The 14,316-nt window shown below is 64.3% G+C and carries 9 protein-coding genes, 1 pseudogene and 1 other annotated feature; of the genes and pseudogenes, 5 read left to right on the forward strand and 5 right to left on the reverse strand.

All coding sequences use genetic code 11. The features are described from left to right. Positions 1 to 170 precede the first annotated feature (170 nt). Complete coding sequence (glnA, locus tag IM660_RS10595) at positions 171 to 1,595, forward strand: type I glutamate--ammonia ligase (protein ID WP_193495354.1); 1,425 nt, start codon at positions 171 to 173, stop codon at positions 1,593 to 1,595. Positions 1,596 to 1,761: 166 nt separating this feature from the next. Then, complete coding sequence (locus IM660_RS10600; RefSeq protein WP_193495356.1) at positions 1,762 to 2,658, forward strand: DUF4192 domain-containing protein; 897 nt, start codon at positions 1,762 to 1,764, stop codon at positions 2,656 to 2,658. A 307-nt stretch (positions 2,659 to 2,965) separates the two neighbouring features. On the opposite strand, the gene IM660_RS10605 is transcribed toward IM660_RS10600, so the two are convergent. Further along, positions 2,966 to 3,313, reverse strand: coding sequence for a sulfate permease (locus tag IM660_RS10605; protein ID WP_193495359.1), 348 nt, complete (start codon positions 3,311 to 3,313; stop codon positions 2,966 to 2,968). Positions 3,314 to 3,526: 213 nt separating this feature from the next. Between IM660_RS10605 and IM660_RS10610 the strand changes: the two genes are divergently transcribed. Then, positions 3,527 to 4,522, forward strand: a complete 996-nt coding sequence (locus tag IM660_RS10610) for a DNA-processing protein DprA (protein WP_193495361.1) — start codon at positions 3,527 to 3,529, stop codon at positions 4,520 to 4,522. Between the two features lie 62 nt (positions 4,523 to 4,584). Here the strand turns inward: IM660_RS10610 and IM660_RS10615 are convergent. Then, positions 4,585 to 5,856, reverse strand: a pseudogene (locus tag IM660_RS10615) (IS3 family transposase). Continuing rightward, positions 5,423 to 5,557, reverse strand: a sequence feature (AL1L pseudoknot). Its footprint overlaps the pseudogene before it by 135 nt. 302 nt (positions 5,857 to 6,158) lie before the next feature. On the opposite strand from IM660_RS10615, the gene IM660_RS10620 reads away from it, so the two are divergent. Both IM660_RS10620 and IM660_RS10625 read left to right on the forward strand, forming a co-directional pair. After that, the gene (locus tag IM660_RS10620; RefSeq protein ID WP_193495363.1) at positions 6,159 to 7,220 is read left to right on the forward strand and encodes an IS110 family RNA-guided transposase; all 1,062 of its coding nucleotides are present in this window, start codon (positions 6,159 to 6,161) and stop codon (positions 7,218 to 7,220) included. 200 nt (positions 7,221 to 7,420) lie between these two features. Beyond that, a complete protein-coding gene (locus tag IM660_RS10625; RefSeq protein ID WP_193495366.1) occupies positions 7,421 to 8,527 on the forward strand; it encodes a hypothetical protein in 1,107 nt (368 codons plus the stop codon). A 234-nt stretch (positions 8,528 to 8,761) separates the two neighbouring features. Here IM660_RS10625 and IM660_RS10630 read toward each other — a convergent pair whose 3' ends face one another. From IM660_RS10630 to IM660_RS10640, 3 genes are read right to left on the reverse strand one after another with little or no spacing between them, the layout of a single operon-like run. Continuing rightward, on the reverse strand, positions 8,762 to 11,737 hold the full coding sequence (locus IM660_RS10630; RefSeq protein WP_343071972.1) for a TrlF family AAA-like ATPase: 2,976 nt from the start codon (positions 11,735 to 11,737) through the stop codon (positions 8,762 to 8,764). Further along, positions 11,734 to 12,024, reverse strand: a complete 291-nt coding sequence (locus IM660_RS10635) for a hypothetical protein (protein WP_193495370.1) — start codon at positions 12,022 to 12,024, stop codon at positions 11,734 to 11,736. Before IM660_RS10635 ends, IM660_RS10630 begins: the two co-directional genes overlap by 4 nt. A gap of 17 nt (positions 12,025 to 12,041) precedes the next feature. After that, on the reverse strand, positions 12,042 to 13,982 hold the full coding sequence (locus IM660_RS10640) for an AAA family ATPase (protein ID WP_193495373.1): 1,941 nt from the start codon (positions 13,980 to 13,982) through the stop codon (positions 12,042 to 12,044). Positions 13,983 to 14,316: the final 334 nt, after the last annotated feature.

Raw genomic sequence — 14,316 nt, forward strand, 5'->3', positions numbered from 1 at the left:
AGCGTACGTGGGCTGCGTCGGCCACATGGACGTCCAGATGCAGGACTGCCCCGCGGCACCGACGTCACACCGTTTAACATGGCCGACACATTGCGGTCATGGTGGAGAAACGCCCGCCGCCTACCGTGATGGCGTCGACCGACGAGTGTCCCACCATCAAGGAGCAATGGATGTTCAGTAGTGCCGAGGAGGCCATCGCCTTCACCAAGGAGCAGGACGTCAAGTTCGTTGACGTCCGCTTTTGCGACCTGCCGGGGGTGATGCAGCACTTCAACATCCCGGTGGAAGCGTTCAATGAGGACGCTTTCAAGGACGGCCTGATGTTCGACGGCTCGTCGATCCGCGGTTTCCAGGCGATCCACGAATCCGACATGAAGCTCGTGCCGGACGTGACGAGCGCATTCATCGACCCGTTCCGTAAGCAGAAGACGCTGGTGGTGAACTTCTCCATCGTCGACCCGTTCACGGACGAGCCGTACTCGCGCGACCCGCGCAACATTGCCGCCAAGGCTGAGGCCTACCTCGCCTCCACCGGAATCGCCGACACCGTGTTCTTCGGACCGGAGGCTGAGTTCTACGTCTTCGACGACGTGCGATTCCAGACCACGCAGCACTCCTCCTTCTACTACATCGACTCTAACGAGGCGGCCTGGAACACCGGCCGCGAGGAAGAGGGCGGCAACCTCGGGTACAAGACCCGGTACAAGGGCGGCTACTTCCCCGTCTCCCCCAACGACCAATTCGCCGATCTGCGCGACACGATGGTGACCCAGCTGCAGGAGGTCGGGCTCGAGGTCGAGCGGGCGCACCACGAGGTGGGCACCGCCGGTCAGCAGGAGATCAACTACAAGTTCAGCACGCTTCGCGCCGCGGCCGACGATCTGATGAAGTTCAAGTACATCATCAAGAACGTGGCCTGGGAGGCCGGTAAGTCGGCCACCTTCATGCCGAAGCCGCTCTTCGGCGACAACGGTTCGGGTATGCACTCCCACCAGTCGCTGTGGAAGAACGGCGAGCCGTTGTTCTACGACGAGCGCGGGTACGGCGGACTCTCGGACCTCGCTCGCTGGTACATCGGCGGTCTGCTGGCGCACGCTCCCTCGCTGCTGGCGTTCACGAACCCGTCGCTGAACTCTTTCCACCGTCTGGTGCCGGGCTTCGAGGCTCCGGTCAACCTGGTCTACTCGGCCCGGAACCGTTCTGCCTGCATCCGTATTCCGGTCACCGGAACCTCGCCGAAGGCCAAGCGCGTGGAGTTCCGCGTGCCGGACCCGTCCTCGAACCCGTACCTGGCATTCTCCGCGATGCTGATGGCCGGGATCGACGGCATCAAGAACCGTATCGAGCCGCCGGAGCCGGTCGACAAGGACCTCTACGAGCTGCCGCCGGAGGAGCACGCACAGATCGCGCAGGTCCCGGACTCCCTCACAGGAGTGCTCGACGCTCTCGAAGCCGACCACGACTACCTCACCGAGGGCGATGTCTTCACGCCGGACCTCATCGAGACGTGGATCGACTACAAGCGCACCAACGAGGTGGACGCGGTCCGTCTGCGGCCGCACCCGCACGAGTTCGAGCTGTACTACGACCTCTGATCTGAGGGTTCTCTCCCTCTGTCAGTAGTTGCCGAAAACGGCGGCTGACCTGCGGAAACGTCTTTCGACGTCTTCCAGCGTCAGTCGCCGTTTTTCGTTGGTGTGTGTCACCAGTGTGTCTACGGAACCGGCGGACATCGCCAGACCGGGCGGCTCACCTAGGGGTATGAAGCTCTCCGTTCACTCCCCCGACGAGCTGGCTGCGGCACTCCCCCACCTGCTCGGGTTCAAGCCCGAGGAGTCGGTCGTGTTCGTGCCGATGAGCGCCGCCCTACCCATCGCTCGCATCGACCTTCCGACCACTCCGAAAGGCCGCGACGCGGCCTGGGAGGCCATCCGCTCCCCTCTCGGCCGCTACGCCCGGCCAGGAGCCAGCCTGGGCATCGTCTGCGTCACAGCGGACCGCGAAGAAGCGGATCGAGTCGTCCAGGACTTCGCCGCTCGACTCGACACGATCGGCATCGACACCGCGCTCATGCTGTGGGCGAACGACTCCGAGTGGCATGACTACTACCTGGGCGAGTCCGGCCATCAGACCGAAGCGGCGCGCGAGTATGTCGCTGCCGAGATGGCCCCGACAGACCGCCCGCGGCCTGCGGCCAGCCGTGCGTCGTTGGCGTCATCGTTAGTCGGCGACCGGGAACCCGTCGCGGAGCTCTTGCCCGAGGCTCGGGAAGCCGCCGAGACGACGACGCCACGCGCCGAGGCCAAGTGGGCTGTCGGGCGGCTCAAGAAGTTCCACGCCGACAGTCGACCGCTGTCTGATCGTGACGCGGCTCGGCTGCTCGTCGCCGTCGAGACGATCCCGATTCGTGACCGACTGTGGGACGACATGACAACCGACAACGCGGGCTCACACGTCTCCCTGTGGACCAACCTGACTCGGAGGGCTCCCGACGAGGTGCGCTCCGCTCCCGCCTCCCTGTTGGGTCTCGCCTCATGGCTGAGTGGAGACGGTGCCAAGGCTCTGTGCGCGGTGGAGCAGGTGCCGCGAGATAGCCGCTACCCGCTCGCCGGGTTGGTGGCCGCCGTGGTCGAGTCGGCTATGCACCCGCGCGAGTAGGAGTCGGTCAAGAGGATCGGCCAAGATGCCGACGTTGCTGCACCGCGGCCGGGACCACGGAACAATCCCATCCGACCCGCGCCCGCACTCTGAGAAGGCAGCTCCGATGGAGACTCCGCGCCGTCGACAGCCCCCAAGCCGCTTGGAGCGCCGACTCGCCCGGCGGGTGAGGCTCCGAGCGCGACCAACGAAGGGTTCCCCTGTGCCTGTCGATGTGATGCGCCGTGACGAGATTGTGTGGCTCGACAAAGGGCGGCAGAGCGGCGACGAGCGGTCATTCTGACGTAGCGCCCGTTACGTGTCGGGCCTACGCGGTGACCATCGGGGCGTAGCGAGAGGCAGCGCGACGCTCCTTGAACTCGTGCAGACGAACGCGCACCAGCAACACGAGACTGACCGGCCCCATGATGGCGAACTTCATCGCGTTCCAGATGAATAGCAGCACGAGGACGTTGAGCCAACCCGGCCCACCTTCACGGATGATCGTTGTGCAGACGCTCGCGGCGTACAAGTACGGCACGGCCAGGAGCATCGCGGGGACGCCCCACTTCAAACCCCGGCGGGTGCGGATCAGATCGAGCGCGATGTTGGTGGGCATGTAGAAGCGCAGGTAGTACCGGGCGTGTTCGCTGGCGGTCCAGATGAGTCGAAGCATGACGGCAGTCCTCTCTCGGGTCTGGCGACAGAGAACCTTGAAGGACTGCCCAGCGAGCCGGACGGTCGTGCCACCACGTCGGGCGCGGTGGCGAACCTTAGAAGAAGTCGCCTTGCTTTCACCATACGCCTGAGCACGGACAGCTGGAACCCTCGTAGACGGCTGACCTGAGCGCACCTGATCGGTGAATCTTCCGAGCGAGAGGAATCGATCATGGCGACGATGGCCGAGCAGGTGGCAGGCGAGCGGATGGCTCGCATGGTGTTGTCGATGATCGCGGAGCCGGACGACTCGGTGACCGGACACGTTCTGGCTCGGTTCGGTGGCGTGGAAACGCTGCGGCTGGTCGAGTCTGACGACCCGATCCCCGATCTGGAGCGTGCGGACGCGATGCTGTGGCGCGAGCACTTGCGGGTGAACCTGACCGCAGACCTGTTCGAGAGGGTCGCCGCGCCCGCCCAGCGCGGCATCGGCACCTTGATTCCCTCCGACGACCATTGGCCCACCGGCCTCAACGACCTTGGCGTCCTCGCCCCGTACGTCTTGTGGACACGCGGCGCGACCTCTCTGCTGCGCTCACCCCTGCGTGAGCGGGTCACCATCACCGGAGCACGCTCGGCCACCGCCTACGGCCTGGAGATCACCAGTGACCTGGCCGCGAATCTGGCCGACGATGAGCGTGTGATCATCTCCGGTGGCGGTTTCGGGATTGACGGTGCCGCTCACCGCGGCACGCTGCCCCAAGGCGGGCACACGGTCGCGGTGCTCGCGTGTGGCGTCGACCGGGCCTACCCATCGGCCCACCGTGACATGTTGGAGCAGATCGGTGATGTCGGACTGCTGGTGAGCGAGCTGCCTCCGGGCACGGTGCCGGCCCGTCAGCGGTTCCTCGCTCGCGGACGCCTTCTCGCCGCGACCTCGGGTGCGACCGTAGTGCCCGAAGCCGCTCCGCGGTCCGGCGCTCTGTACGTCGCCTCCCGCGCCCACCTGCTCGGCCGCGCGGTGGCGGCAGTGCCCGGCCCCGTCACCAGCATTGTCAGTCAAGGACCGCACGAGCTCATCAAACAGGGTCAAGCCTCCCTCGCCACCGAGACCAGTGACATCACCCGGCTCCTCGATAGCGGGCCTGCGCGACGCCAGAGAGCTGGCACTTTGGAACTCGGGTATCGGCCAGACCGTGAGCCACCGTCGAGCGGGCGGCTGCTCTAGACGGAGACTGCCGCGCTGGACCGAGGTCGTGTGAACCGCACTGGGTCTGATGGAGACTCGGCCTATTGGATTCCGACCAGTTGTTGGTCGGTCCGTTGGGCAGCATAGTGTGCCTGTTCGTACTCGGCCGGGGGCAGGTCGCCGAGGTAGCCGTGGAGGCGTTCGGTGTTGTGCCAGTGCACCCAGCCCAGGGTCGCGAGTTCGACGTCCTCGACTGCTCTTCCACGGGCCACGCTCATCACGTGCGGGCCCGCGGATGAGCTCGGCCTTGTAGTAGCCGTTCACGGTCTCAGCGAGGGCATTGTCGTAACTGTCGCCGACGGTCCCGATCGAGGGGACCGCGCCGATCTCGGCGAGCCGCTCGCCGTAGCGCAGACTGGTGAATTGACTGCCCGCGTCACTGTGACAACGTAGGCCGGTCAGCTGGGTGCCGCGAGACCAGCGGGCCATCTCGATCGCATCCAGAACCATCTGGGTACGCATGTGGGCTGCGACCCGCCAACCCACGATCATCCGGCTGAATGCGTCGATGATGAAGCACACGTAGGCGACACCTGCCCAGGTGGGCACGAACGTCAGATCCGTCACCCACAACTGGTTCGGCGCGCTCGCTGTGAAGTCGCGTTTGACCAGGTCCGGATGCCTCGGCGCGACCGGGCCCGGGCGGGTGGTGCGCACCCGTTTGGTCCGCACCACCCCAGCGATGCCCTCGACGCGCATCAGCCGCGCCACCTGGTCCCGGCCGACGTCGTAGCCGGCCCGGCGGGCTGCCTTCCACAGCTTCCGGGCCCCGTAGACGCGGTAGTTCTCCTCCCACAGCTGGCGTAGCGCCGGCCCCAGATCCGCGTCCCGGAGGGCGCGGGCCGAGGGCGGGCGGTTCCGGGCGGCGTAATACGTGCTCGGAGCCATCTGCAGTACCTTGCAGATGGGCTCGACTCCGAGCCGGCGACCAGCGACGACGTCGTCCTTGTTCGCCTCGACAAAAGCGACTATCTCTTCGAGGGGCGGTCGAGCTCCGCCGCGAAGAAACTGGCCGCCCTCCGAAGGATTTCGTTGGTCCGGCGCAGCTCGCGGTTCTCCTGCTCCAACGCCTTCATCCGCTCGGACTCCTGGCTGCTCACGCCCGGCGCCTGGCCCTCGTCGATGTCAGCCTGCTTGACCCAGGTGCACACCGACTCCGCCCCATACCCGAGCTGGTCCGCGACCCGCTTGACCGTCCCCTGAAACGTTCCCAACTCGGCCCGAAGGGTGCGCACCATCCTCACCGCCGCGGCCTTCTCCTCCTCGCTGTACCGACGCGACGTCGGCCCACCAGCAACCTGCTTGCTCGCCATGACTCCATCCTCGCTTCCAAGCTCAGGAGTCTCCACCGAACAGTGAAGATGTGGGTGAGCGATCCGGTGTAGGTGCCTGACCTGCCATCAAACTGACCCGCCCGAGCGGTGGTGTCCTGCCTAGGATGCGTCGGCTCCCTTCGCCGGATCGCTCACCAGTGCGGAAGGGGTCCGGACCGGGCGGGGATGTGACTTCATAGGACCCTGTCGAGCAGCGGTGTCCCGTCACTGTTGTGTCCGCCCGGCCCGGTGCGGTCATCCTCCCGGCTGGCAAACGACCCTCAGGGAGGAGACGCCCCAGCATGACCGCGATCATTGAATCACCGCAATCGGCAGGACTGGTCGCCGGCGTGGATGCGCACAAGGATGCCCACCACGTCGTCGCACTCGATACCCAAGGTCGCAGGATCGCCGACCGCGCATTCGTGGCAACCGAGCATGGATACCGAGAGTTGCTCGAGTGGCTGACCTCTCTCGGTGAGATCGCTCGGGTCGGTGTGGAATCGACTGGCTCCTACGCTGCGGGCCTGACCAGGTACCTGCTCGCCCACGGTGTGCAGGTCATCGAGGTCAACCAACCTCGCCCCCACACTCGCGCCCGGCTGGGCAAGGACGATTCGATCGACGCCGAGGCTGCAGCACGCAAAGTCCTCGCAGGCCAAGCCAGCGCTCGTCCGAAAATGACCACAGGTCTGGTGGAGTCCATCCGGGTCTTGCGTCTGACGCGCGAGTCGGCCATCAAGACTCGCACCCAGGCGCTGGTACAGCTCCAAGACGTCCTGATCACCGCCCCGGCGGTCCTGCGCGAGCAGATCACCGCACGCAGCGGACGCGGCAAGGCAACCGTGTGCGCGCGTCTTCGCCCGGACCTGGCACAGCTGGATGACCCACTCCACGCCGCCAAGTTCGCGCTGCGCGCCCTTGCACGCCGGGCGCTGGAACTGGAGGCAGAGATCGGCGAGATCGACACCCAGCTCGACGCCTTGGTCGCGCGCGCGGTGCCAACGCTGACGAGCAAGATCGCGATCGGTACCCAGCACGCCGCTCAACTGCTCATCACTGCCGGTCAGAACATCGACCGACTCAAGTCCGAAGCCGCCTTTGCCAGGCTCTGCGGAGTCGCTCCCATCCCAGTGTCCTCGGGCAGGACCCACCGAATGCGCCTACACCGAGGTGGGGACCGACAGGCGAACCGAGCGCTGCACATGATCGCCGTCTGCCGGCTCCGATACGATCAACGCACCCGGTCCTACGCCGCCCGCCGAGCCGCTGAAGGCCTGTCAAAAAAGGACATCCTGCGCTGCCTCAAACGCTTCATCGCTCGCGAGGTCTTCCACGACCTCATAGCACTTGACGGTCTATAGGACCATCCCAGTGCGGTTCACTCAGCCCGAGAATGCTATCTCCCCTTCTCGCTTCTCGCTTAAGTCGCAAGGCGCCGGCTCGCAGATCCAAGGTCAAGATTTCCGGGTTGATCTGCAGATTCCTGCGGCGAACTGATTCCGTCAGACTGTGGAGGTATAGAAGCATTCGGGCGCCCGCCCAAGATCTGGAGACACGAATGATGAGCACCGCAACCCTAACCATCACGTCGGCCGAAGAGCCACGCCTGCGCCAGGTCATGAAGGACATCCAGAAGGACGTCGCCGCGTACTACGCCGAAACCGCCCGAGGCGGTGACCTCGGCGTGCACGCCCGCAACTGGCTCAGCCGGGTCCAGAACCTCAACGACCTACTCACCGAACGGCTCGGCGACAAGGTCACCTATCTGGCGCTGTTCAAGCCCACGCCGACACCCGGAGCCGAGCTCATCAACGCGGTCAAGTACGCCCGCAACGTGGACCAACACCTGATGTTCGAGGTCTCACCGAGCGAGGACGGCCTTATCGGTGGCGCCCACGGCATGCGGACCTACGGCTGCTGGCGCCCCATCCCTGCCGCCACCCACACTGAGCTGCGTCCGGGAACGCAGGCTCTTCTGCCCGCGTACCAGGCGAACATGGAGGGCAAGGAGCTGACGGGCACGATGCTGGCCGTACTCCGTTTCTTCGCCGACATCGCGCCGCAGATCGTGCACCGCGACCACCGCGGTGAGTGGACCGGCTTCCCACTCAAGAGCCAGCCCGCGGTCGGTGATCCCTTGCATCCCGAGGAGCCTGTCGGCGACATCGCGGCCGCGAACGTCTGGCTCAATGGGCGCCGCCCAAATGGGGACCTACGAGTCGTCATTGGCCAGTTCACAATGGAGGAGTCGCCCTACCTTGTCGGGTTCACTTTCGCCGACCAACTCTCCTTCTCCCCGTTCGTCGAAACACCTGAGCAGGTCACCTACGACATGGCCACAGGGTTCGCCTACCTCCAGGGCGACGTAGCCGCCAACGTCGAGAACGTCACCGACAAGTTCCCCATGCCCCCAGACGGTGCCGTCCTCCGCAGCCCCAAGGACGTGACGACCTGGGCAACCCCACTCACCCAGACCAGCTACGGAACGGACTGGATGACCGGCTTGACCCCGACAGTTGGCGGCACATCGTCTCTGTCGAGCACCCGGGTTGGCTCCCGGACTATGTTGCGTACGAGCAACGCCGGGCGTTCCGGCTGTACGCCCAGGTGCCGCCGCGCTAGCCCGTGCCCGGAGCAGCAACCGCGTGGCAGCGGTTGGTCGAGGTGAGTTCAACGAGTCTGCTGTGCTGCATGAACCGATGACTTCGGTTTGACCAATCCGTGCAGCAGCTCCATGCATCATCTCGGTGGGGACCATCCCGGCCGCGCGTACCGCTCCCCGCCGACTGTTGTCGCCATCAGGCGGGAATAAAATCCTTGACTCATGCGAACGCCTCATTCATAGCGTTCGCATACGAACAGAACCGATCCGTGTCGTCCGGCTTCGGGCACGCCCTCCCGATCACGCCAAGCGGATCCGCAGTCGACGGGCCCGTTCCTCGAACGCGTGCTGGCCACCTTCGAGGATCTCGCAAACTTCGTTCCGAATTGTCGGATTCTCGAGTCCCCCAGTGGTGTAGGTAATCTCCGGTAGCGCTCCAGGTCTGTGGGCGCTGGCGTTGGCAACAATCACCTGATCGGCATCCGTGTTGACCACTAGGTTCGCGTTGTGGGTCACGATGATGATCTGCCGACGCCGTCTTGTCTCGACGAACCGGCCGACGAGCTCGTCGAAGATCGACTTCGGATCCAAGTTCTCTTCGGGCTGGTCAACGATCAGGGGGCGATCGTCCGACCGGTCGACAGCAAGGTAGAGCAGCAGTAAGACGATGCCTCGCGTGCCCGGTGATAGCTGCTCGATCTCCACGCCGTCGTACTGAACGCCGTACTTGATCGAGATGTGCGCGGTGTCGTTGAGCCACGACGCAATCCCGTCCGCCCACTTACGGAAGGCCTGCTTGTCGGCTCGCGGTGCCTTGGCTTGCTGGATGAAGTGCTGGTCGTGCTCGTCCCTGAAACGCGCCATCGCCTCGGCTACCTCGGCACTGGCGCCCGACTCCCAGGCAGGCAACAGCTTCTCGCGCACCTGGTTGAGCAGCTCACCATGACCGCGGAACTCTCCCGTCCGCAGGTCTAGCAAGGCTTCGCCCTGCTTCGCCCACGCCTCGATGTCGACCACTCGCTTGACGCTGAAAGTGAGCTTGCCGAGCGTCCCCGACTCTTCACCGAGCATCTGCCTGAGAGGCGAATACATCGCCTCCAGCTGCTCCTGTTCCTGGGCAAAGCCGTCGAAGAGTGACGCGTAGGCGTGCTTGCGCTTGAGCATCAGTGCCTTCACCCGATCGGAAGCGCCTTCCGCCTGCTTGATACTCGCGTTGAGGGAGACCAGGGCCGCCTCCGTCTTGGCGATCTTGTCGTTGAGTGTTTGCAGCTGTCGCTGCTTGTTGGCGTCTAGCCCGATCAGCTCGCTGAGTCGCCACGCCTCGGCGCGGAGAACATTCAGGGTCCCGGTCGCTAGATCGACATCGTCGGCGACGTACGGTGGCAGTTCGTGAGCTGGTTTTGTGGGCTTGGGAAGCGCGGGGCCGACCAGTTCACCGGTTGCCTGACGTAGCGCAGTCAGGCGCTGCTCAACGATCGACGCAGGATCGCCGGTGAAGCGAAGGTTGAAATTCTGCCATTCGGTTGTGGTCAGACCTGCACTTGCATAGTCACGTTCCAGCTCTACGCGGATCGCGGGTAGCCGCCGATCGGTGACGTCCTTGATGGCGTCAGCCAGGTCCGAGAGCGACTTGTCGCGTCGCTTGAGGGCATCGACCTCTGCCTGTTTTGCCACTACTGCGCCGTTAACGGCTTCGAGGCGCTGGGCTCGGGCCTCGCCACCGACGACGACCAAACCTCCACGCGCTCGCTTGTCCTCCGCTAGCAAGGCAGTGAGTCGCACCTGCTCCTTCTTAAGACCTGGCAGTTCGTCACCCGCGACGCGTTCGGTCTCGATCTGCTCCGCGAGGTCCTCCATCTCGTTCTGGGCGAACCGCCGAAGGTCGCGTCCGTGGCTCGCCCGCAGATCGAGAAGCTCGCGGAAGCTCGATGCCCCGAGCCGGTCCTCGTAGAGATGCGCCTCGAAGATGACCCGCTCGATTTCGGCCAGCAGCTCATCGGTGATTCCTTCGGACGAGCAGAGGCGTTCAACGAATTGCTGCGATAGATACTGGACACGCGGCACGTCGTGATCGAAGGAGAAGTTGGGCGGAAGCTCGGTGTCAGAGGTCTCGCCGTCAGCCCACGTCAGCTCGACCTTACTCCCGGCGAGATGCCTTCGAGCACGCTGCAAGAAAGTCTGGTCGGACTCGTTGGTGCTCGCGGCTCCGGCGCCGGCAGCGATGAGATCTGCCAGCGCGGTCTTGCCAGATCCCCTGGCCCCGATGATCGCGACCAGTCCGGGAGCAAGCTCAATTTCAGGCGTCGCCATCCAGTCCGCATCGGACACCACGATGCGTTCGATGACCCGGTAGTCGAGTGCGCCCTTCTGCGGCTGCTCACCAACGATCGCCCGCTCCTTCGGTTCGAGGCAGGCTTGTCGAAGGCTCTCGAAAGTCGCGTCCCCCTTGATCCACGTGTAGCGATCACCATCCGGTTTCCCCACGCGGTCGAGCTTGTGGGCGTCGCTGCCATGCAGGCACACCTTGCGCCCGTCATACCTCGTGGTCAGCTCGTCGGCACTCAACACGCCCTCGCCCAACCAGAACGTGCGCTGCGCCGGTGAACTCGCAAAGATCACGCGGGCCAGACGCTCGATTTCAACACGAACGGCTTCGAGCGAACCGCCGTCATCACGAACACCGGAGGTGCCGTCGGTACTACCGGCTGCCGCCCCGATGATGATGTTCTGTTGTGCCCAGGCGCTCTCGTCGAGCGAGTGCTTGAGGTTGTCGAGCGACACCTTGAAGAGGTTGGTACCGGCCGCCAGTGCGGCATCATCATCCTTGATCGACGAGTCGTGAGCTTTGCCAAGGCGGATCAAGTCAGCCGGGTCACATACGTACGACTCCCGTCCCGCCGAAAACTTGAGCGTTCGCAGGAATCGTCGTGCCTCTTCGACGTGATTGGGGTCCTCTGGTGAAACGAGCAGGTGGATGTTGACGGGGTGGTCGTTCTTCGTAGCAGTCGGTAGACGCAGCTCGATGTTCGGGAAGATAAGGCCCACATCGGGAAGACGGCCCGCCGTGTGGAACTCGTGCACCTTCTCGTACTCGTCGATACTGCAGTAGTCCGTTACGCCGAGGGCCTCGATCTTCGGCTCTGCCTGTTCTATGCGTGTGAGGTAGGCCTCCCAAGCATCCTGCCCGAACTGGTTGTTCATTGCGGTACCTGGCGTGTGGATGTGTGGGTCCCATCGACGCCACACCGCCCCTCGTGGATCTGCTTGCGACCTCACTGGATACCCAGCTCTCTGACTGAGCGGCTCGCCGGATGCTTGAACTGCCGCGCGTTGGGGTGTCGGCCTGCTCCGTCCAGGCTCAGCGGTCGCTGGCTCGCGACGCAAACCGGGTCGCCTTTCGTGGCCGACAAGTCCTCGGTTCGAGCGGCGACGCCTTGGCGGACAAAACGGGCATACCCGGTCCCACTGCTGACGTTGTCGGCGTCGATGAACATCAGGCCGATGCCGGGGAAGGTCAGTCGCCTGCCGGTGGCTAGCGCGGTCTCTTCAGTTACCCAGGTCATCGAGTCATTTGTGTGTGTCACGATGAGATCCCCAATGCGGCGAGTAGCGCAGCATGCGCTTGCTTCAGCGCGAGGACGCCCTGCGAGCTCAGCAGCACCTCGTCGAGTTCGATGATGTGGTTCGCGATCTCCTGCTTGGTCGGTACCCGCCACCCCTGGCTCGTGGCCCAGGTCTCCAACGCAGTGGCCCACGGTGCGGCCGTCGCATCAGGCAGGGTTGGTGGTTCGCCGATGGTGACGTTGGCGTTGAGATCGCGAAGCAGCGTGGTGAACGCGTCTCGGTAGAAGTCTGGTTCCAGGGTGTTCTCGATGCCATGGACGCCGATCGCCACGATCCGGTCCTCCGGTATGGCACGACCGATCGCCTCCGCGAGTCTCTCTCCCCCGCCGTCACCGTCGGCGAGGAACGCAACCTTGGCCGCTTGAAAGTCAAGCTCCGGGTAGGAGTCCTTGGGCATCTCAGACAGTCCGGGCGCCACCTGATACGGCAGGCTGTCTACCCCGATCGCCGCGCGCATCAAGGTCGGGAGCACGATCATGTCGGTCGCGCCTTCGGCGATGACCGCACAGCGCGCGGGCGTAAACGCTGCGGCCGAGGCGCCCATAGCGAACATCAGCGAGGTAAATCCCCCGACCCCTTGCCGCCAGAAGCTGTTCTCCACATGGCTCGTCTCGTCAGAGTCGGGCACGACCGCGCGGATACCGGCACCAAGATCGGCGGGCAGACAGCCCGGCGAGTGCGTGGTGTAGATGATCTTGTCGGCTTTGTCCTGTTTGGCGAACATCTGCACGAGGTCGGCCTGAGCGTCGATGTGCAGGCGGGTCTCGGCCTCATCGATCAGGAGGATTGTCGCGCGTCCACTGTCTCGTGCAGCGAGAAAGGAGGTCAGAGCAACGAACATCCGAAGCCCGGCGCTTCGCTCGTCGAACACCGATGCATGTACGCCATCTTCGACAAGACCGATCCGGAGGATGCTGTTCTCGACGTTGAGTTCGACCTTCAGGTCCGACTGCTGCCATGCATTCTTGAAGTAGTTGGCGAGCGTGATGTTCGCCTTGTTCTTGATGGTGTCCCTACGGGACACCTGGCCGGTCTGCACGGCCTGGACGAGTGCGTTCAAGTCGAGTCCGGCTAACCGCGTCAGGTTTGCGAGCGCTGCCGGCACGTCGCCGAGCAGACCGTCATCGAGGGTGTAGGTAGAAGCCAGCGTTCGATCTGCCTCGGTGAACATCGCCACGTCTGGGGTGCGGTTCCAGAGTTCTTCCTTAGTCGTCTCCGTGGGGTCGTCACGATCGACCCACGCTCCGAGTGAAGGGAGCAGCCGCTGCAGAGAGTCGGTATCGGCGAATGCCTTCAGAGCTTCGACGTCCTCGTCGGCTCGTTGGCGCAACGCCTCGATCGGTTCTCGTTCATCGACCGGGGCGGCGAGGTACGTGTCAAGGTCTTGCTGGAGCAACCGAAGCTCATCGAGCAACGGTCCGCCGTCAAGCGGTTCGGGTGCTTCCGCGTCCTCGGCCGCGTCAATGGGAAGTGGTTCTAGGACGGTGGTCGCTGCCAGAGAGTCACTCAAGTCGACTGCCAGTTGCTTCAGCGCTACCTCGGATTTGCGAGGTGCAGGCCTAACCGTAAAGCTAGGCCCTTCACCGTCGGCGCGACGGCTGACGAAGAACTCGGTTGGTGCCTCCTCGAGTTCGAGGTCCGCAAGATCCTTGCGGACCTCGTCGCTGACCAGGTAGCGCAAGCTGACGACTGGAGTGGAGTCGGCGATGCCCGTCGATGCGCGCGACCGCTGTGCTGGAGCCAGAGCGTCGGAGGCGTCCACGTAGGCAAGTGCCTTGAGGAGCGTCGTCTTACCTGCCTCGTTTGGTCCAACAATGGCAACGAGCTTCTGGTCGAGCTTGATCGTTGTATCGAGGAGTCGGCCGGCGCCCCGGAGTCGTGCGGAGATGAGTCTCATACAACGTCCTCCGGTCCGTTGGGCTGGTCGGTCACATCCTCCCGATTTGGCGTGGACGTTCAGCTCGCGATTGGGGCAGCGTCGGAGCGTCCGGCTGTGGAACCCTCCTGGCTCGCTGACAACTCTACCGACGAGATCCGACGCAGCGAGGGAGTTCGGAGCAGCCGATTCAGACGTGGCGTCGAACTGACCCGGAAGGTCGACTCTTGCTCCGTAGCCCGGTGTCCACCAAACGATGTCAAGGCCGCCCGAGCTTCTATCTGAGGGATAGCTGGGCCGGAAGGAACTCCGCAGCCGTGGAGGTGACGTCCCCGCGTCTTTACGAGTGTCTGCG

This window comes from Ruania alkalisoli (assembly GCF_014960965.1).
GTDB classification, from domain to species: Bacteria; Actinomycetota; Actinomycetes; order Actinomycetales; family Beutenbergiaceae; genus Ruania; species Ruania alkalisoli.